The organism is Sphingomonas zeicaulis (assembly GCF_050433225.1).
In the GTDB taxonomy this organism is placed as follows: Bacteria; Pseudomonadota; Alphaproteobacteria; order Sphingomonadales; family Sphingomonadaceae; genus Sphingomonas_D; species Sphingomonas_D zeicaulis.
Window position 1 is genome coordinate 114,473 of the sequence record NZ_JBNPXQ010000008.1, and the last position, 17,854, is coordinate 132,326.

Here is a 17,854-nt window from a genome sequence, read left to right on the forward strand (position 1 = left end):
ACGCCAGCGCAAACGATTCTCAATGGGACGGATTGTCCAACCCTGTGTGATCGGCTCAGTCGATCACAGCTCGATCAGCATCTCCAGGCCGAAGCGCGCGAGCGAGGGGGCAAGCTTACGTTCAGCCTCTCCCAACCGCGTGAACACGGCGATGCCGGGCGCCGGCTCGGTCGGCCAGGGCTGGCCCGCGGTCAGGAACGCGACGCGCCGGGCGATGCCTTCGCCGCCATGGACGAAACCCAGCGGGCGCGGGCTGGCCGCGGCGAGATCCTCCGCCACAAGCGGGAAATGCGTGCAGGCGAGTACCACCGTATCGATGCGGTCGCCGCCGGGCTGCGACAACAGGCCGTCCAACGCCGCGGCGAAAGCGGCCGCCGGCGGCGATTCGCCGCGCAGCCGCGCCTCGGCGAGATCGACGAGCGCCGCCGAGCCATGGCGCAGCACCAGGCAGTCCGCGGCCCACTCGGCCGTGAGATTGTCGACATAGCGCTGGCGCACCGTGGCATCGGTACCGAGCACGCCGATCGCGCGGGTCTTGGAAGCAAGCGCGGCGGGCTTGATCGCGGGGACGGTGCCGACGATCGGCAGGTCGAGCGCGGCGCGAACATGCGCCAGCGCGATAGTGGAGGCGGTATTGCACGCGATCACCACCAATAGCGGGTGAAAGCGCTCGACGAGGCGGCCGAGCAGCGCCGGCACGCGCGCGGCGATCTCGGCTTCGCTACGCGTGCCATAGGGATAGCCGGCCGAGTCGGCGGCGTAGACGATCGGTGCATGCGGCAGCAGCGCGCGTGTCGGCGCGAGGACCGAAAGACCGCCGACGCCCGAGTCGAAGAACAGCAGGGGGCGGCGGGCATCCATCGGCGCGGCTGTAGGGCGATGCGTGCGATGTTTGAAGCCCTTGGCCGCGCGAATGTCATTGCCCGGCCTTTCGATCAGGCTAAGACGAGCAGCACTGGATGCCGGCAAACGACTGCGCCGGCGCTGCCTTGGGGTGTTCGCGTTGTTGTCTCAACCTTGGTTCGGCGCGGCCCTCGCGCTGATCGTCGGCTATCTGCTGGGTTCGATCCCTTTCGGTGTGCTGCTGACGCAGTTCGGCGGCGCAGGCGATCTGCGCAAGATCGGTTCGGGCAATATCGGCGCCACCAACGTGCTGCGCACCGGCCGCAAGGGTTTGGCCGCAGCGACCTTGATCCTCGACGCGGCTAAGGGCGCGGCGGCGGTGCTGCTGGCGGCATGGCTGCTGCCGGGGACGGAGAATCTCGCGGCGATCGGCGCCTTTTTCGGCCATCTCTATCCGGTTTGGCTCAAGTTCCACGGTGGCAAAGGCGTTGCGACCTTGCTCGGGCTTGCGCTGGCGCTGAACTGGATGGTGGGGCTGGTCTATGCGGTGGCCTGGCTCGGCGCGCTGGCGCTCTCCCGCATCTCGTCAGTGGGCGGCATGTCCGCGGCGATCGCGGCGCCGATCGCCGCGGCAGCGCTGGGCGCGTTTGGCCTCGCCGCATTGCTGCTGCTGTTCGCACTGATGGTGCTGTGGAAGCATCGCGAGAATATAGGCCGGCTGATCGACGGAACCGAACCGAAAGTGGGCGGCGCCAAGCGTGGCTGATGGCGGGCCCGACGAGGATCGGATCGCGCGGCTGCGGCTGGCGCGCACAGCCAATATCGGCCCGGTCAGCTACCGGCAGTTGCTTCGTCGCTTCGGCGACGCGGTAACGGCGCTCGCGGCGATTCCCGATCTCGCCGCGCGGGGCGGCGGCCGTGCCCCGGTGCTGTGCCCGCGCGAGGATGCGGAGCGTGAATTCGCGCGCGTCGCGACGATCGGGGCACGCCACCTGTTCCTTGGCGAGCCCGACTATCCGGCACCGCTCGCCGAACTCGACGATGCGCCCCCGGGGCTGATCCTGCGCGGCAGCCTCGCGCTGCTCGATCGCCCGGTGGTGGCGATGGTCGGCGCGCGCAATGCGTCCGCCGCCGCCTGCCGCTTCGCGCGGATGCTGGCGCGCGGTCTGGCCGACGAGGGGGTAACGGTGGTTTCGGGGCTTGCGCGCGGCATCGATACCGCGGCGCATCTGGGTGCGATCGAAGGCGGTACCGTGGGCATCATCGCGAGCGGCATCGATATCGCCTATCCGCCCGAGAACGCCGAGCTGCAGGAGCGGATGGCACGCGAGGGGCTGGTCGTGGCGGAACAGCCGCCGGGGCGCGAGCCGCTGGCGCGCCATTTTCCCCGCCGCAACCGCATCATCGCCGGGCTGGCGCTGGGTACGGTGGTGGTGGAGGCAGCGCCCAAGTCTGGATCGCTGATCACCGCGCGGATGGCGGCGGATGTCGGGCGAGAGGTGATGGCGGTGCCCGGTTCCCCGCTCGACCAGCGCGCGCAGGGCTGCAACCTGCTGATCCGCGAGGGCGCGACGCTCGTCCAGTCGGCCGCGGACATCATCGAGGCGGTGCGCCCGATCGACCCGCGCATGCGCCAGGAGCGCGCGGCGTGGAGCGGCCCGCCTGCGATCTATGATGCCGGGGCAGCGGACCGCACGGTGGTCACCGAACTGTTGGGTCCGGTGCCGGTGCCGGTCGATGAACTCATCCGCCTGTCCGGCATCGCGCCGGCGATCGTGCAGCTCGTGCTGCTGGAACTCGAACTGGCGGGGCGGCTGGAACGCCATGCGGGGAGCCGTGTGAGCCTCAACTGAGGGGTGGGGATGGACGTATTGCGGATCGATGCCAGCCCGGTGCTGGCGCAGACCTGGGACATGTTGCGCCAGTCGCCGATGCGGGCGCTGGTTGCGCTCGCGATTCTCGGCACGATCGACGCGCTGAGCGTGGCGCTGGGCGACGCCGCCGTGCTGCTGAGCTTTGTCAGCGGCGTGCTCGCGCTGGTTTTCCAGGTGCAGATCATGCGCGGCCTGCTCGATACGCTTGGCCTGCGCGATCCGCACGCGAGAGGCGGGCTTGCGGCATTGTTCGGCCTCGGCATTCTCACCAACGCCTGCATCCTGCTTGGCCTCGTCCTGCTGGTGGTACCGGGGATCTTCCTGTTGGTTCGCTGGTCGATGTCGGCCGCGGTCTTGTTTGCCGAGGATGTCGGCCCCAGCGGGGCGATGAGCCGGAGCTGGGCGCTGACCGACGGCAATTTCGGCGGGGTGCTCGGCGCGCTTGCCGTCGTCTATGGTCCGATCCTTCTGATCGCCGTCCCGATCGTGGTGGTGAGCGAGCTGCCCTGGCCGGTGGAAGCGGCGCTCAACGTGGCGCTGGATGTGGTCATCATCGCCGGCTGGCATCTGCAGGTCGCGCTCTATTCGGCTACACAAATCGGCCAAGTGGGCAATCGCGGCATCGTCGATATCTTCGCCTGAGGTGCAACCATCCGTTCCGCCATTGCGTCGCAACCACTTGACGCCCTAGAGACCGCGCCGCCACCCTCGCGCGTACGTATGAAGGAAAAGCGCGACTGATGAATCTCGTGATCGTCGAATCGCCCGCCAAGGCGAAAACCATCGAGAAATATCTGGGCCCGGGGCATCGCGTCCTGGCGTCCTACGGCCATGTCCGCGATCTGCCGGCCAAGGACGGATCGGTGAATCCCGATGAGGGATTCGCGATGGAGTGGGAAAATTACGCCGACAAGGCGAAGCAGCTGAAGGCGATCACCGACGAGGCGAAGGACGCCGACACGCTGATCCTCGCCACCGACCCCGATCGCGAGGGCGAGGCGATCAGCTGGCATGTGCAGGAGGTGCTGAGGAAGCGCCGCGCGCTGCCGAAGGACGTCCGCCGCGTGACCTTCAACGCGATCACCAAGCCCGCGGTCACGCAGGCGATGGCGAATCCGCGCGCGCTGGACGAGGATCTGATCGACGCCTATCGGGCGCGCCGCGCGCTCGACTATCTCGTCGGCTTCACGCTTTCGCCGGTGCTGTGGCGCAAGCTGCCCGGCGCCAAGTCGGCCGGTCGCGTGCAGTCGGTCGCGCTGCGGCTGGTGGTGGAGCGCGAGCGCGAGATCGAGGCGTTCGTCGCGCAGGAATATTGGTCGGTCACCGCCGACATGGAGCAGGACGGCACCGGCTTTGCCGCGCGCCTTGTCCGCTGGAACGGCAACAAGGTCGATCGGCTGACGATCGGCAAGGCCGGCGATGCCGAGGCCGCGAAGAAGGCGGTCGAGGACGGCCGCTTCAGCGTCGTCTCGGTCGAGACGAAGCCGCTGACGCGCAACCCGCCGCCGCCCTTCACCACCTCGACACTGCAGCAGGAAGCCGCGCGCAAGCTCGGTTTCTCCGCCAGCCACACGATGCGGCTGGCGCAGGCGCTCTACGAGGACGGCTCGATCACCTATATGCGGACCGACGGCGTCCAGATGGACCCGAGCGCGATCTCCGCGGCGCGCGGTGCAATCGCCAACCGCTATGACGCCAGCTACGTGCCGGACAAGCCGCGCCAGTATCAGGCGAAGGCGAAGAACGCGCAGGAAGCGCACGAAGCGATACGCCCGACCGACTTCAACAGGGATCGCGCGGGTTCGGGCGACCATGCGCGACTCTATGATCTCATCTTCAAGCGCGCGCTCGCCAGCCAGATGGCCTCGGCGCGGCTGGAGCGGACCACCGCGGAACTGGAGGACGGCTCCGGCCGCCACGGGCTGCGCGCCACCGGCCAGGTCGTGCTCTTCTCCGGCTATCTCGCGCTCTACGAAGAAGGTCGCGACGACGAGGCGGATGAGGACAGCAAGCGCCTGCCCAAGCTTTCCACCGGCGATACGCCGGCGAAGAAGGCGGTGCGTGCCGAACAGCATTTCACCCAGCCGCCGCCGCGCTATTCGGAGGCCAGCCTCGTCAAGAAGATGGAGGAACTCGGCATCGGCCGCCCCTCCACCTACGCCTCGATCCTGCAGACGCTGAAGGATCGCGACTATGTGACGGTGGAGAAGAACCGCTTCACGCCCAACGAGAGCGGGCGGCTGGTGACGGCGTTCCTCGAGCGTTTCTTCGAACGCTATGTCAGCTACGATTATACCGCCGGGCTCGAGGAGAGCCTCGACGATGTGTCGGGCGGGCGGGCCGGCTGGCAGGAAGTGCTCGAAGCCTTCTGGCGCGATTTCAAGCCGAAGACCGCGCAGGTGATGGAGCAGAAGCCGTCCGAAGTGACGGCAGCGCTCGATGAGTTCCTCGGACCCTATCTGTTCCCGGACAAGGGCGACGGCAGCGATCCGCGGCTCTGCCCGAACTGCGGCGAAGGCCGGCTGTCGCTGCGCGGCGGCCGCTTCGGCGCGTTCATCGCTTGCTCCAACTATCCGGAATGCAAATTCACCCGCCGCTTCGCGCAGGCCGGTGCGGATGGCGCCGGTGCCGATACCGGCCCCGAACTGATGGGCACCGATCCGGAAACGGGGCAGGAGATCAGCAAGCGCTCCGGCCGCTTCGGTCCCTATATCCAGATGGGCGAGGGCAAGGAGGCCAAGCGCGCCTCCATTCCCAAGGACATCCCGGGCGACGATTTCGATCTCGACTGGGCGGTCAAGCTGCTGTCGCTGCCGCGCGAGGTGGGCAAGCATCCGGAAACGGGCAACCCGATCACCGCGAGCATCGGCCGCTATGGCCCCTATCTGGCGCATGACGGCAAATATGCCCGTCTGAAGTCCACCGCCGAGGTGTTCGAGACCGGCATGAACGCCGCGGTGGTCAAGCTGGCGGAGGCCGCCGCGGGCGGCCGCCCGGCCCGCGGCGCCGCGCGCGAACCGCTCCGCATGCTCGGCAAGCACCCGCGCACCGAGGCCGAGATCAAGCTGATGGAAGGCCGCTTCGGCCCCTATGTGACCGATGGCGAGACCAACGCGACTCTGCCCAAGACGGTCCAGCCCGAAGCGCTGACGCTTGAGGAAGCCGCGCAACTGATCGACGCCCGCGCGGCAGCCGGCCCGTCAAAGGGCAAGGCGAAGAAGAAGCCGGCGGCGGCAAAGAAGGCACCGGCGGCCAAGAAAGCGGCACCGAAGAAGGCCGCACCGAAGAAGAAGGCAGCGGAGTAGGGGGCGGGGAGCGGGTCTCCGCTCCCCTACCGTTTACCCCGAGCGGGTCTCGTGTTCTCGGCTGCGCTCGAACACCCCCTCGACTTCGCTCGGGGCGAACGGAGAGGGTGGGAGGCGCGGCGTGGAGCTGGATGGTTCGGGACAGATAAGGCTGCTCCACACCCTCCCCGTTCGTCCCGAGCGAAGTCGAGGGATCAGGTCGAGCGAAGCCAAGACCGCGGCGCCCAAGTTTCGGGGACACAATACTAAACTCGATCTCAATGCGAAGCCGCCGATCCGTATGGATCGAGTTTAGTATTATGTCCCCGAAACTTGCGAGCGTTCCGCGCCTACAGCGCCACCAGCCGCGCCTCACGGTCCGCCGCCAGCGCGCCCAGCAGCCCGCCGGCCTCCACCCGCGGGTCAAGCCGGTCGGCATCGAGCCCGATCAGCGCCAGCCCGCTCTGGCACGCGATCAGCACCACGCCCGCGTCCAGCGCTTCCTCATAGAGCAGGCCCAGGGTCGGCAGGCCTTCGGATGCGTACCATTCGTCGGCGGGATCCGTCGGCGGCACGCCGAGCAGCGCCACCGCGGCCTCGCTGAAGAAGATCCGCGCCGGATCCCCCAGCACCGCGCTCGCCGCCGCGATCATCAGCGCGGTGCGGAATTTCGCGCCATCGGGCGTCGCGAGGATGATGGTGACGCCGCTCATCGCGTCCCGCAGGCCGGGCAGCCGGGATCCTTGGGCAATGTGAGGGTGCGGAAGCGGAAGGCGAGCGCGTCGACCAGCAGCAGCTTGCCGGCGCTGTCCTCCCCGAAGCCGGTGATCGCGCGTACCGCCTCCAGTGCGGCGAGGCTGCCCATCACCCCGGTCAGCGCGCCGAGCACGCCCTGGTCGGCGCAGGAGATATCGGGCCGGTCGGGATTGCCGCCGACGAAGCAGCGATAGCAGGGCCGCTCCGCCTCCCAGCCGCGGAACAGGCCGAGCTGCCCCTCGAACTGGCCGACCGCCGCCGAAACCAGCGGCACGCGCAGGGCGAGCGCCGCATCCGCCACCACGAGGCGGGTGGCGAAATTGTCGCAACCGTCCAGCACCACGTCGGCGCCGGCGAGCAGTGCCGCGGCGTTGTCGGCCGTGATCCGCTCGCGCACCGTGACGACGCTGACATCGGGGTTGAGCCGCGCCACCGCAGCGGCGGCGGTTTCCACCTTGGGCGCGCCGACATCGGCGGTCGCGAACAAGGTCTGGCGCTGGAGGTTGGAGAGCGAGACGATGTCGTCGTCGATCAAGGTCAGCCGCCCGACCCCGGCCGCCGCGAGATACTGGATCGCCGGGCTGCCGATCCCGCCCGCGCCGATCACCACCACATGTGCGCCGAGCAGCGCCTGCTGGCCCGCGCCGCCAATCTCCTTGAGGATGATATGGCGCGCGTAACGGTCGAGCTGGTCGTCGCTCAGCGCCATGCGATCAGAACCCGATCCCGGTCGATCCGAAGCCGCCCGCGCCGCGCACGGTGTCGTCGAGATCGGCGACCTCTTCGAACTCGGCGGTGAGCACGGGTCCGGGGACGAGTTGCGCGATGCGGTCGCCGCGCGCGATCGCGAAAGGCTCGGTGCCTAGGTTGATCATGATCACCTTCACCTCGCCACGATAATCGGCGTCGATCGTCCCCGGCGTGTTGGCCAGCGAAATGCCATGCTTGAGCGCCAGCCCCGACCGCGGCCGCACCTGCACCTCATAGCCATTGGGGATCGCGATCGCGAAGCCGGTGGCGACCGCATGGCGCGCGCCGGGCGCGAGGGTAAGATCCTCGGCGGAGACCACGTCCAGCCCGGCAGCACCCTCGGTGGCGTAGGCGGGGAGGGGGAGGCCTTCGCCGTGGGGGAGGCGCTTGATGGCGATGGTGATGGTCATGGGGTTCCCTAACTTTCCCTCGCCCCGGAAGGGGAGAGGGTTGCGCAGACTTGGGCGGTGCGAAGCAGCGCCCTGGTCGGAGCTGGGTGAGGGGTAAGCGGCGCCGCATGCGCCGCGCGCGCCTCCGGCGCGCACCCTCATCCAACTTCGTCTATTCCGCTTCGCTCATAAGGCTCCGTATCCTTCTCCCACAAGGGGAGAAGGTTTAGCCGAGCGCCGCCGCGATCCGCTCCGCCAGCCGCGTGGCGACCGCACCCTTGGGCATCCGGTCCCAGCTCTCCACGCCATCGGCGGTCACCAGATGCACCGCATTCTCGGCGCCGCCCATCACATCGCCGGAGACGTCATTGGCGACGATCCAGTCGCAGCCCTTCCTCGCCAGCTTGGCGCGGGCATGGTCCAGCACATGGTCGGTCTCCGCCGCGAAGCCGACGACCAGCGCCGGCCGCCGCGGCCCGGCCGCCGAGACGCGTGCGAGGATGTCCGGATTCTCGGTGAGCGCCAATGTCGGCGGCGCATCGCCGGTCTTCTTGATCTTGTGCGCCGCTGCCGCCTCGGCGCGCCAGTCGGCGACCGCGGCGACCATCACCGCGGCATCGGCGGGCAGCGCGCCATCCACCGCCGCCGCCATCTCGCGCGCGGTTTCCACATCGATCCGCTCGACCCCGGCGGGCGTCGCCAGCGAGACCGGGCCGGCGACCAGCGTCACCCGCGCGCCCAGCGCAGCGAGTGCGCCGGCGATGGCGAACCCCTGCTGGCCCGAACTGCGATTGGCGATGTAGCGCACCGGATCGATCGGCTCGCGGGTGGGGCCGGCGGTCACGACGATATGTCGGCCGAACAAGGCGCGGTGCGCATCGGGCGCGAAATCGGGCTGGCCGGAAGGGTCTTCGGCTTCGTGCAGCGGCGAAAGGCCGGCGCTGGAAACAGCGGGCGCCGCTGCGCGCACCGTGCCCGCGAAATGCGCCTCGATCGCCGCCATGATCGCGACCGGCTCGGGCAGGCGGCCGGGGCCGAACTCGCCGCACGCCATCGGCCCCTCGTCGGGGTCGAGCAGGATGATGCCGTCCGCCTTCAGTTGCGCGACGTTGCGGCGGGTGGCGGCATGCTGCCACATCCGCACGTTCATCGCGGGGGCGGCGAGCACCGGCTTGTCGGTGGCGAGCAGAAGGGTGGTGGCGAGATCGTCGGCGATGCCGGCGGCCATCTTCGCCATCAGGTCCGCCGTCGCGGGCGCCACCACCACCAGATCCGCCTCGCGGCTGAGCTGGATATGGCCCATCTCGGCCTCATCCTTCAGATCCCACAGACTGGTATGGACGGGCTGTTCGGAAAGCGCCGCGAGCGTCATCGGCGTCACGAAATGCTGGCCGCCCGCGGTCACGACGCAGCGCACGGACATGCCCGCTTTGCGGATCAGCCGGATCAACTCGCACGCCTTGTAGGCAGCGATACCGCCGCCGATGATGAGCAGGATCTTGCGCTGGGTCATGCATCAGGCTCCGCGGCCTTCTCCTTCGCGAACCAGGAATATTCCGCGAGCGGAAGGCCGTGCTTCTCGACATAGTCATTGGAGGACTGAAGTGAATGGTCGTTCTCGGCGAGCCAGCGTGCCTGCCAGTCAGCGGAGCGATCGGTCGGCGGAGTCTTGCGCTTGGTCATCGATCTGCCTCCCGAGGTTGCAAGTCTTTTTAGCCCCGCTCACTCACCATTGTCCGGAAAAGCGCCTCCGCGTCCGCCTTTGCCTCGGCGGACAACCGGTTGGGGCGCTTCTCGAAATGCTGGTGGGCGGTTTCGAACTCCGCGTCGATGAAGATGCGGATCGGATCCGGCAGCGGGCCGGCGCCCAGTTCGCGTGTCACGGCCTTGCGTGCGATCAGTTCGCCCGCGATCTCCCGCACCTCCGCCGGCGGCTCGCATTCGTCGAGCAGGGTCGGGAAATGCATCGGCGCGATCCGGGCATCGGGATGCAGCCGCAACCAGCGCAGCGCGGCGGCCGGTCTCAGCGAATAGAACAGTTTCTTCAGCGCGACATGCTTGTGATCGGCGAAATAGGTGTTCCGCTGCCGCTCCCCCAAGTGGAGATAGTGGCGCGCAATCGCGACGCGATCGGTATGTCGCTCGGCCAATGCCAGCATCCCGTCCCGGAAGGTGGCATCGCCGCGATAGACGATCGGCGACCTCAGCCACTCGATCACCACCGCATTGCCCTTGAGCAGCAGCTTGAGCGCCTTGCCCAATTCCCAGCCGTTCAGATCCATGTCGTCGACCAGCGGCGTCTCGATCACGTCGCGCTTCTGCCAGGGCGACAGATAATCCTCGGCCCGTCGCACGAACAGGAAGCGGCAATCATAGTCGCTGTCGGGCGAGGGGAAGCCCCAGGCGCGGCTGCCGCTCTCGATCGCGAGCCGGATGTCGACATGCTCGTCGGCCGTGATGGCGTCGAGCCGGCCGTCGACCTCGGCCAGCTTGCCGCGATCGAACGCGTCGGGAATCGTCCGCAGCATCGCCGCTGGGTGCCCTAGCCCACCAGCCACATCGCAGCGGCCCCCACGACCGCCGCGACCACGGCCACCGCGCCATAGCGCCAGCCGCCGCCCAGCCGCACCACCTGCACCTCGGCCAGCGGCGGGGAGGGCGGGGCACCGCCTGCGGGCGGGAAGCGCGCCTCGATGCGGCGGATGAGGTCGGGCAGGCGCACCAGCGTCTTCACATCCTCGCGCAGCCGGTCGGCGATGGCGGCTTCGGGGCCGAGCTCGTCGCGCAGCCATTGCTGGACGAACGGGGCGGCGGTTTCCCACATGTTGATGTCGGGATCGAGCGCGGTCGCGACGCCCTCCACCATCACCATCGTCTTCTGCAGCAGCAGCAGATGCGGCTGGGTCTGCATGTCGAAGTCGCGGGTGATCGCGAACAGCCCGTCGAGCATTTGGCCGACCGACAGCTCCTTCACCGGCCGCCCGCGCATCGGCTCACCCACTGCGCGCAGTGCGGTTGCGAACTCAGCGACATTGTGGTGCGCGGGCACATATTGCGCCTCGAAATGAATCTCGGCGACGCGGCGATAATTGCCGGTGATGAGCCCGTACAGGATCTCGGCCAGCCACAGCCGCGCGCGTCGGTCGATGCGGCCCATGATGCCGAAGTCGATCGCCGCCAGATTGCCGTCGGGCAGGGCGAAGAGATTGCCCTGGTGCATGTCGGCATGGAAGAAGCCCTCGGCGATCGCCTGGCGCAGGAAGGCGCGGACCAGCCGGTGCGCGAGCGCCGCAGGGTCGTGCCCTGCCGCGATCAGCCCCTCGCGGTTGGAAAGCTTGATGCCGTCCAGCCATTCCAGGGTCAGCACCTTGCCGGTGGTGCGCTGCCAGTCGATCGCGGGAATGACGAAGCCGGGCTCCGCCTGCATGCCTTCCGCCAGTTCGGAGGCGGAGGCAGCCTCGCGGCGCAGGTCGAGCTCACGCGCGGTCCAGCGCTTGAAGGTGGCGATGACGAGGCGGGGGCGCAGACGCGACGCCTCGCCGCCCATCGCCTCGACCTGCGCGGCGGCCCACTCATAGGTGTCGATCGCGCGCGCAAAATCCTTCTCCACGCCCGGACGCAGCACCTTGACCGCCACGTTGCGGCCATCGGTGGTGACAGCGCGGTGGACCTGCGCGATCGAGGCGGCGCCGACCGGCGCCGGATCGAGGCTGGCGAACAGATCCTGCCACGGCCGGCCGAAGGATTGCACGATCTGCTGCTCGATCGCCGCGAACGGCAGCGGCGGCAGCGCATCCTGCAGCCGCAGCAGGTCGTGCGCGGCTTCCTCACCGACGAGGTCGGGGCGGGTAGCCAGCGTCTGGCCGAGCTTGATCGCGGCGGGGCCGATCGCCTGGAAGGCGTCCGCATAGGCCGGCTGCGCAGGCACCCGCGCGCCGAAGCGGGCGATGCGCGCCAGCCGGCGGACCGGCGGCGGGGTCAAGGGATCGCGCTCGATGCCCTGGAGCGCGCCGTGGCGCGCAAGGATGCGGCCCCATTTCAGGAGGCGCCAGACGTGGACGGCAGGACGAGTCAAGCGGATGCGCCTCCGGCGAAGGACACGCGCATCAGATCTTCCAGCCGCTGTGGATCGCGACGAGGCCGCCGAGCAGCGGCTCAACCTGCGTGTTCACGAAGCCGGCCTTGCCGATCATGCCCTCGAAGGTCGGCATGTCGGGAAAGCGGCGAATCGATTCGATCAGATAGCGATAGCTGTCCGCATCGTTCGCCAGCAGCTTGCCCAGCTTGGGCACCATGTGATGCGAATAAGCATCGTAGACTTCGGCGAAGCCCGGCCACAGCGTCGTCGAGAATTCGAGGCAGAAGAAACGGCCGCCGCGCTTGAGCACGCGATGCGCCTCGCCCAGCGCCTGCTGAATATGGGTCACGTTGCGGATGCCAAATGCGATCGTATAGGCGTCGAACTGGCGGTCGGGGAACGTCAGCGTCTCGGCATTCTGCTCGGACCAGACGAGACCGGTGAGGCCCTTCTTCTGCGCGCGCTTCATGCCGACGGCCAGCATGTCCGCATTGATGTCCGACACGGTTACCTGCGCGCCCGATTTCTGGATGCGGAAGGCGATGTCGCCGGTGCCGCCGGCCATGTCGAGAATCTGCTCGCTAGCGCGCGGCTTCAGCCGGCGCACAAAGCGATCCTTCCACAGCCGGTGCATGCCGCCCGACATGGCGTCGTTCATCAGGTCATAGCGGCGGGCGACGTTTGAGAAGACTTCACCGACGCGCCCGGTCTTTTCCGAAGCGTCGATATTCTCATAGCCGAAGGATACGGTGTCGGTCATCGCATGCCCTTAGCCGTGCGCGGGACGGGCGGCAAACCGAACCTTGCGCCTCTCTTCCCTCAGCATGCCCGGATCGGCTAGCGCTGCGCGATGCCCGAGCTTCCAGAAGTCGAAACCACTGTCGCCGGCCTGCGGTCGGTGCTGCTGGGCGAGCGGCTGGCGCGCGTCGAGCCGCGCCGTGCCGATCTGCGCCGCCCGATCCCCGCGGACCTGCGCCAGCGGTTGACCGGTGCCACTGTCACGTCGCTCGGCCGCCGTGCCAAATATGGGCTGATCGATACCGATCGCGGCGACACCTTGATCTTCCACCTCGGCATGTCGGGTCGCTGGCGGGTCGAGCCCGAGGAGATCGGGCGACACGACCATTTGCTGATCGAGACGGACAGCGGCCGCCGCCTCGCGCTCAACGATCCGCGCCGCTTCGGCTCGCTCGACATCGTCCGTACCGATGCGCTGGCGGATTTCGCGCCGTTCGCCGCGCTCGGCCCCGAGCCGCTTGGCGACGCGTTCGACGCCGCGCATCTGGCCGATGCCTTCGCCGGCCGAATCGCGCCGGTGAAGGCGCTGCTGCTCGATCAGCGAATCGTCGCGGGCCTTGGCAATATCTATGTCTGCGAGGCGCTGCACATTGCGAGGATCGCGCCGGACAAGGCGGGCGGGCTGATCCCGCGTGCAAAGCTCAAGGCGTTGGTGGTAGCGGTCCGCCAGGTGCTGGAAGCGGCGATCGCGGCGGGCGGATCCACCCTGCGGGATTATGCCCGGCCCGACGGCGAACTGGGCTATTTCCAGAAGCAATGGCTCGTCTATGGCCGCGAGGGCGAGGCGTGTGCGTGCGGCACGATCGTCAGTCGGCGCGTGGATAGCGGGCGATCGACCTTCTTCTGCGCGAAATGCCAGCGCTGATGGTTGACCGAATCTCTCAAAGCTGCCAATAGCGCCGCCTTCACGGTGTGGGTGCTTCCCGCGCCGCTCCCATTATTGTGAAATTTGAGGACGAGCATGGCGAACACGCCCCAGGCAAAGAAGCGTATCCGGCGCAACGGGCGTCGCGCGGTGGTCAACGGCAATCGCGTTTCGCGTATCCGCACCTTCGTGAAGAAGGTCGAGGCCGCGCTGACCGCCGGTGACAAGACCGCGGCGGTCGCTGCTCTGTCGGAAGCGCAGCCGGAGCTGGCGCGCGGCGTCGCCAAGGGCGTGCTTCACAAGAACACCGCGTCGCGCAAGTTCGCGCGGCTGACCAAGGCGGTCGCCGCACTCGGCTGACCTCTTCGTCTTTCGTTAAGAATTAAGCCCGTCGGCACGCGCCGGCGGGCTTTTTTCGCATGTGCAGCATGAAATGCGCTGCCGCGATGCCTGTCATAGAGGCAATTCGTACCGAATCCCGAAACCCTAGGTTTTCCCGCGATTCGGACGTCACCGATCCGAAACGTTAGTGAAATAATCTAGTGTTTTCAGGGAGATGAGGTGCTTTTCTAGGACTTACTAGGGGTTGAACGAGTCAACCGCCTTTATTTCATTTTTTTGACCGGAAGGCCCCTTGATCGGGGGTCGTTTGGCTCACAGAAATCGGAAGTACCCGCGGCAACGACTCACTTCGCGGGGGACAGCAGTATAGCGCGACCGGCTTTTCCGAAGGCACTGTCTTCGGTGGGGGAAGTTTTTGCGCATTTTCGAAGCGGGGATCGCGCACGTTCCGGCGCGGCAACGAGGGGGTAAATTGAGGGTGGCAGAGTTGCGTAGCGTTGTCGTCGAGCCATCCGAAGAAGCGGAGCTGGCACGCGCCTGGTCCGTGATCCGCGAAGGGTTGCGGCGTGACTGCGGTGCGCGCCTGTTCGATCATTGGCTCAAGCCGCTGGCGCTCGCCGGCTTCGCGTCCCCTGGCGTGGTCCGACTCGTCGTGCCGTCGGACTTCATGGCAAACTGGGTGAACACCCATTATGCGGAGCGGCTCGCGCTCGCATGGCGCGCGGCGAACCCCGCGGTGCGCGACGTGCAGATCGAGCGTGCCTCACCCTCCGCGACCCGGCTCTATTCGGTCGAGGCCGAGGCGGCTCCCATGGTGGAAGCATCAACGCCGGCCGAAGCGGAGCGTCCGCGCCTCTCCTCCACCTTCGATGCGCGCTACACTTTCGAGCGGTTCGTCGTCGGCGGTTCGAACCAGGTCGCGCGCACCGCGGCGGAGACGATGGCATCGTCCGCACGGCTGCCGTTCAGCGCGCTCTACCTCCAGGGCGCGACGGGTCAGGGCAAGACCCACCTGATGCACGCGATCGGCAACGCCCGTCTGGCGCATGATCCCGATGCGGTCGTTCTCTACATGTCGGCCGAAAAATTCATGGTCGAGTTCATCGCCGCGATGCGCGCGAACGACACGCTGAGCTTCAAGACGCGGCTGCGCTCGGCGGATCTGCTGCTGATCGACGATATCCAGTTCATCGCCGGCAAGGATTCGACGCAGCAGGAATTCCTGCACACGATCGACGAACTGATCGCGATGGGCAGCCGGCTGGTGGTGAGCGCCGACCGCAGCCCGCATGCGCTGGCCGATATCGACGCCAAGCTGCAGTCGCGGCTGACGCAGGGGCTGGTGGTCGACGTCAAGCCGGCCGACCTCGAACTGCGGCGCGCGATCCTGGCCGCGAAGGCGGCGACGCTGCCCGGTGGCACGATCGTGCCCGATATCGTGCTCGACAGCCTTGCACAGCGCATCTCGTCCAACGTCCGTGAACTGGAGGGCGCCCTCAACCGGCTGGTCGCCTATGCGACGCTGACCAGCCGCCCGATCGATCTCGCCTTTGCCGAGGAGGTGCTGGCCGAATCGTTCAGCGCCAACCGCCGCCGCGTGTCGATCGAGGAGATCCAGCGCAAGGTCTCCGAGCATTTCGAGATCCGGCTCGCGGAAATGACCTCGGCGCGGCGCGCCCGCGCGGTCGCCCGTCCGCGCCAGATCGCGATGTACCTCGCGAAGCGCCTGACCCCGCGCTCGTTGCCGGAGATTGGCCGGCGCTTCGGCGGGCGTGACCACACCACGGTGATCCACGCGGTACGCCAGGTCGAAAAGCTGCGCGCCAGCGACGCCGAGATCGACGCCGACGTGCGGACGCTGCTGCAGGCACTGGGGGGATGACGGGAAATGCCCCTCCCCTTCAGGGGAGGGGAGCGTCAACGGGGGCTCAATGCCCCCGTTGACGCTCTGTCCGGCGTTGCCGCAAGCTCGCTGCGCTCGCCTCCACCCCAACCGCTCCTCTGAAGAGGAGGGGCCTAGGATAAGAAAAAGGCCCCGAGCGTTTCCGCCGGAGCCTTTTTCTCGTCCGTCAGCCGGGAAACCCCGTTACCGTTACTTCTTCTCGGGTGCGATCGAGATCCGCACGGTCTCGCCGCTGTTGCCAGGGAAGCCGGTGAACATCGCATCGACGAGGTTCGGCACGATGTAGGTTAGGTTGTTGTCGCGTGAGACCGCCTTGGCGGTGCCCTCGAACAGACGCTGGCCGTCGCGACGCTCGATCTGCATGTCGAGTTCGCTCGAAAAGATCGTGTAGCTGCTCACCTGGTTGTTCCAGCCCGCGCCATACAGGAACGGGTCGTTGAAACCGTAGATGAAGCCGCGGCGGCGCGGGCCGTAGAAGCCGCCATAGGGCCAGCCGCCGCCCCAACCACCGCCCCAACCGCCGAAGCCCGGTTCGCTGACGACGCGCTCGCGACCGTTATCGACATCATAGTCCATCTTCACGATCAGGCTCGCCGAAGACGGATCGGAAGCGGCGCGATAGCCGACCGCTTCGAGCCGCTGGGCGACGAGCGAGGCGTACTGGCTGAATTCCAGCCCACCCTGCAGCTTGGGATCGGTGGCGACGATGGCGAAGGTTTCGCCCTGCGGCGCCGGCAGGCGCTGGAAGCGCGACACGTCCGCCTTGAACGGCGTGGCGCAGGCACCGAGCGAAAGCAGCGCGACCGGAGCGGTCAGGGCGAGCAGGGTTTTGCCGATGGACATGAAAACGGACCCTCGAAAATTGGATCGGCGGTAAGCCGACATCTTTATGACGTCACCTAACAGCCGATCACTGAACCACGCTTGAACGCTTGGCCGACGATATCGCTCCGTTGGTCTATTTCGCAAGGCCCAGAGCAGCATAGGCGGCGGCCAGCGTCGGTTTTGCGATCACCGCGGCCCGCTCCGCGCCATCCGCCAGGATGACGTCGAGCGCGGCGGGATCGGCGCCGAGATCGTCGAGCCGCGCCTTGATCGGGCGCAGCGTTTCCACCATCAGTTCGGCCAGCGCCGGCTTGAACGCGCCGAAGCCTTGTCCGGCGAAGCGCGCGAGCACCTGCTCGCTCGACTCGTCCGACAGCGCTGCGAAGATGCCGACGAGGTTCTTCGCTTCCGGCCGGCCCTCGAGCCCGGCGAGCTCCGACGGCAGCGGCTCCGGATCGGTCTTTGCCTTGCGGACCTTCTGCAGCACCGTGTCGGCATCGTCGGTCAGGTTGATGCGGCTCATGTCCGATGGGTCGGATTTGGACATCTTGGCGGTGCCGTCGCGCAAGCTCATGATCCGTGCGGCGGTGGCGCCAATATAGGGATCGGGCAGGGTGAACAGCTCGACGCCATAATCGGTGTTGAACTTGATCGCGATGTCGCGGGCCAGTTCCAGGTGCTGCTTCTGATCGTCGCCCACCGGCACGTGGGTGGCGTTGTAGAGCAGCACGTCGGCGGCCTGCAGCACCGGGTAGGCGAACAGGCCGACGCTGGCGCCTTCGCGGTTCTTGCCGGACTTTTCCTTGAACTGCGTCATGCGGTTCAGCCAGCCGATGCGTGCGGTGCCATTGAGGAGCCAGCACAGCTCGGCATGGGCCGGCACCATCGCCTGGCGGAACAGGATCGATTTCGCCGGATCGATGCCGCAGGCGATCAGCGCCGCCGCCATCTGGCGGATGTTGGAGGCGAGCGCCGCCGGATCGTTGTAGACGGTGATCGCGTGGAGATCGGCCAGGAAGAACAGGCAGTCGTCGCCGGCCGCGGCGGCCGCGTCCTGCATCTTCACCCAGTTGCGGATCGCCCCAAGATAATTGCCGAGATGGAGGTTTCCGGTGGGCTGGATGCCCGAAACGATGCGCATGTCTTC

General features: G+C 67.6%; 18 protein-coding genes. 7 read left to right on the plus strand and 11 right to left on the minus strand.

The window, feature by feature from the left end; translation table 11 throughout:
* Window positions 1–63: 63 nt before the first annotated feature.
* Window positions 64–861 (minus strand): glutamate racemase, encoded by a 798-nt coding sequence (gene murI, locus FHS96_RS22570; RefSeq protein ID WP_429597246.1) that lies wholly within the window; start codon window positions 859–861, stop codon window positions 64–66.
* A 142-nt stretch (window positions 862–1,003) separates the two neighbouring features.
* Between murI and plsY the strand changes: the two genes are divergently transcribed.
* The 4 genes from plsY (at window position 1,004) to topA (ending at window position 6,022) form a co-directional block, all read left to right on the plus strand.
* The gene (plsY, locus tag FHS96_RS22575) at window positions 1,004–1,609 is read left to right on the plus strand and encodes a glycerol-3-phosphate 1-O-acyltransferase PlsY (RefSeq protein WP_429597249.1); all 606 of its coding nucleotides are present in this window, start codon (window positions 1,004–1,006) and stop codon (window positions 1,607–1,609) included.
* Complete coding sequence (dprA, locus tag FHS96_RS22580; protein WP_429597252.1) at window positions 1,602–2,696, plus strand: DNA-processing protein DprA; 1,095 nt, start codon at window positions 1,602–1,604, stop codon at window positions 2,694–2,696. The genes plsY and dprA overlap by 8 nt, the downstream gene beginning before the upstream one ends.
* A gap of 9 nt (window positions 2,697–2,705) precedes the next feature.
* Complete coding sequence (locus FHS96_RS22585) at window positions 2,706–3,359, plus strand: hypothetical protein (protein ID WP_429597255.1); 654 nt, start codon at window positions 2,706–2,708, stop codon at window positions 3,357–3,359.
* Between the two features lie 98 nt (window positions 3,360–3,457).
* Window positions 3,458–6,022 carry a type I DNA topoisomerase gene (topA, locus tag FHS96_RS22590; protein ID WP_429597258.1) on the plus strand — a complete coding sequence of 855 codons (2,565 nt, stop codon included), beginning with the start codon at window positions 3,458–3,460 and terminating at the stop codon, window positions 6,020–6,022.
* A 329-nt stretch (window positions 6,023–6,351) separates the two neighbouring features.
* Here topA and FHS96_RS22595 read toward each other — a convergent pair whose 3' ends face one another.
* The 8 genes from FHS96_RS22595 to FHS96_RS22630 form a co-directional block, all read right to left on the minus strand.
* On the minus strand, window positions 6,352–6,714 hold the full coding sequence (locus FHS96_RS22595; protein ID WP_429597261.1) for a peroxiredoxin: 363 nt from the start codon (window positions 6,712–6,714) through the stop codon (window positions 6,352–6,354).
* Window positions 6,711–7,466: a HesA/MoeB/ThiF family protein gene (locus FHS96_RS22600; protein ID WP_429597264.1), complete on the minus strand. Its 756-nt coding sequence runs from the start codon at window positions 7,464–7,466 to the stop codon at window positions 6,711–6,713. The genes FHS96_RS22595 and FHS96_RS22600 overlap by 4 nt, the downstream gene beginning before the upstream one ends.
* Window positions 7,467–7,470: 4 nt before the next feature.
* Complete coding sequence (dut, locus tag FHS96_RS22605; RefSeq protein ID WP_429597267.1) at window positions 7,471–7,917, minus strand: dUTP diphosphatase; 447 nt, start codon at window positions 7,915–7,917, stop codon at window positions 7,471–7,473.
* Between the two features lie 205 nt (window positions 7,918–8,122).
* The gene (locus FHS96_RS22610; protein WP_429597270.1) at window positions 8,123–9,409 is read right to left on the minus strand and encodes a bifunctional phosphopantothenoylcysteine decarboxylase/phosphopantothenate synthase; all 1,287 of its coding nucleotides are present in this window, start codon (window positions 9,407–9,409) and stop codon (window positions 8,123–8,125) included.
* Window positions 9,406–9,579: a type II toxin-antitoxin system CcdA family antitoxin gene (locus FHS96_RS22615; protein ID WP_429597273.1), complete on the minus strand. Its 174-nt coding sequence runs from the start codon at window positions 9,577–9,579 to the stop codon at window positions 9,406–9,408. The genes FHS96_RS22610 and FHS96_RS22615 overlap by 4 nt, the downstream gene beginning before the upstream one ends.
* 29 nt (window positions 9,580–9,608) lie before the next feature.
* Window positions 9,609–10,424: a nucleotidyltransferase domain-containing protein gene (locus FHS96_RS22620; protein WP_429597276.1), complete on the minus strand. Its 816-nt coding sequence runs from the start codon at window positions 10,422–10,424 to the stop codon at window positions 9,609–9,611.
* Between the two features lie 14 nt (window positions 10,425–10,438).
* Complete coding sequence (ubiB, locus tag FHS96_RS22625; protein WP_429597279.1) at window positions 10,439–11,971, minus strand: 2-polyprenylphenol 6-hydroxylase; 1,533 nt, start codon at window positions 11,969–11,971, stop codon at window positions 10,439–10,441.
* Between the two features lie 31 nt (window positions 11,972–12,002).
* Window positions 12,003–12,734, minus strand: coding sequence for a class I SAM-dependent methyltransferase (locus FHS96_RS22630; RefSeq protein ID WP_429597282.1), 732 nt, complete (start codon window positions 12,732–12,734; stop codon window positions 12,003–12,005).
* Window positions 12,735–12,824: 90 nt separating this feature from the next.
* Here FHS96_RS22630 and mutM point away from each other — a divergent pair, with 90 nt between their 5' ends.
* The 3 genes from mutM (at window position 12,825) to dnaA (ending at window position 15,861) form a co-directional block, all read left to right on the plus strand.
* Complete coding sequence (gene mutM, locus FHS96_RS22635) at window positions 12,825–13,637, plus strand: bifunctional DNA-formamidopyrimidine glycosylase/DNA-(apurinic or apyrimidinic site) lyase (RefSeq protein WP_429597285.1); 813 nt, start codon at window positions 12,825–12,827, stop codon at window positions 13,635–13,637.
* A gap of 96 nt (window positions 13,638–13,733) precedes the next feature.
* Window positions 13,734–13,997, plus strand: a complete 264-nt coding sequence (gene rpsT / locus FHS96_RS22640) for a 30S ribosomal protein S20 (protein ID WP_429597288.1) — start codon at window positions 13,734–13,736, stop codon at window positions 13,995–13,997.
* A gap of 469 nt (window positions 13,998–14,466) precedes the next feature.
* A complete protein-coding gene (gene dnaA / locus FHS96_RS22645; RefSeq protein WP_429597291.1) occupies window positions 14,467–15,861 on the plus strand; it encodes a chromosomal replication initiator protein DnaA in 1,395 nt (464 codons plus the stop codon).
* 210 nt (window positions 15,862–16,071) lie between these two features.
* Here dnaA and FHS96_RS22650 read toward each other — a convergent pair whose 3' ends face one another.
* Together FHS96_RS22650 and trpS are read right to left on the minus strand one after the other, a co-directional pair.
* A complete protein-coding gene (locus FHS96_RS22650) occupies window positions 16,072–16,725 on the minus strand; it encodes a DUF4136 domain-containing protein (protein WP_429597294.1) in 654 nt (217 codons plus the stop codon).
* Window positions 16,726–16,840: 115 nt separating this feature from the next.
* Window positions 16,841–17,848: a tryptophan--tRNA ligase gene (gene trpS / locus FHS96_RS22655; protein WP_429597297.1), complete on the minus strand. Its 1,008-nt coding sequence runs from the start codon at window positions 17,846–17,848 to the stop codon at window positions 16,841–16,843.
* Window positions 17,849–17,854: the final 6 nt, after the last annotated feature.

What these genes read in the sequence shown, in the direction of transcription:
- murI (WP_429597246.1), bottom strand. Translation starts at nt 861, where the DNA reads ATGGATGCCCGCCGCCCCCTGCTGTTCTTCGACTCGGGCGTCGGCGGT.
- FHS96_RS22585 (WP_429597255.1), top strand. Translation starts at nt 2,706, where the DNA reads ATGGACGTATTGCGGATCGATGCCAGCCCGGTGCTGGCGCAGACCTGG.
- topA (WP_429597258.1), top strand. Translation starts at nt 3,458, where the DNA reads ATGAATCTCGTGATCGTCGAATCGCCCGCCAAGGCGAAAACCATCGAG.
- FHS96_RS22595 (WP_429597261.1), bottom strand. Translation starts at nt 6,714, where the DNA reads ATGAGCGGCGTCACCATCATCCTCGCGACGCCCGATGGCGCGAAATTC.
- FHS96_RS22600 (WP_429597264.1), bottom strand. Translation starts at nt 7,466, where the DNA reads ATGGCGCTGAGCGACGACCAGCTCGACCGTTACGCGCGCCATATCATC.
- dut (WP_429597267.1), bottom strand. Translation starts at nt 7,917, where the DNA reads ATGACCATCACCATCGCCATCAAGCGCCTCCCCCACGGCGAAGGCCTC.
- FHS96_RS22610 (WP_429597270.1), bottom strand. Translation starts at nt 9,409, where the DNA reads ATGACCCAGCGCAAGATCCTGCTCATCATCGGCGGCGGTATCGCTGCC.
- FHS96_RS22615 (WP_429597273.1), bottom strand. Translation starts at nt 9,579, where the DNA reads ATGACCAAGCGCAAGACTCCGCCGACCGATCGCTCCGCTGACTGGCAG.
- FHS96_RS22620 (WP_429597276.1), bottom strand. Translation starts at nt 10,424, where the DNA reads ATGCTGCGGACGATTCCCGACGCGTTCGATCGCGGCAAGCTGGCCGAG.
- FHS96_RS22630 (WP_429597282.1), bottom strand. Translation starts at nt 12,734, where the DNA reads ATGACCGACACCGTATCCTTCGGCTATGAGAATATCGACGCTTCGGAA.
- mutM (WP_429597285.1), top strand. Translation starts at nt 12,825, where the DNA reads ATGCCCGAGCTTCCAGAAGTCGAAACCACTGTCGCCGGCCTGCGGTCG.
- rpsT (WP_429597288.1), top strand. Translation starts at nt 13,734, where the DNA reads ATGGCGAACACGCCCCAGGCAAAGAAGCGTATCCGGCGCAACGGGCGT.
- FHS96_RS22650 (WP_429597294.1), bottom strand. Translation starts at nt 16,725, where the DNA reads ATGTCCATCGGCAAAACCCTGCTCGCCCTGACCGCTCCGGTCGCGCTG.
- trpS (WP_429597297.1), bottom strand. Translation starts at nt 17,848, where the DNA reads ATGCGCATCGTTTCGGGCATCCAGCCCACCGGAAACCTCCATCTCGGC.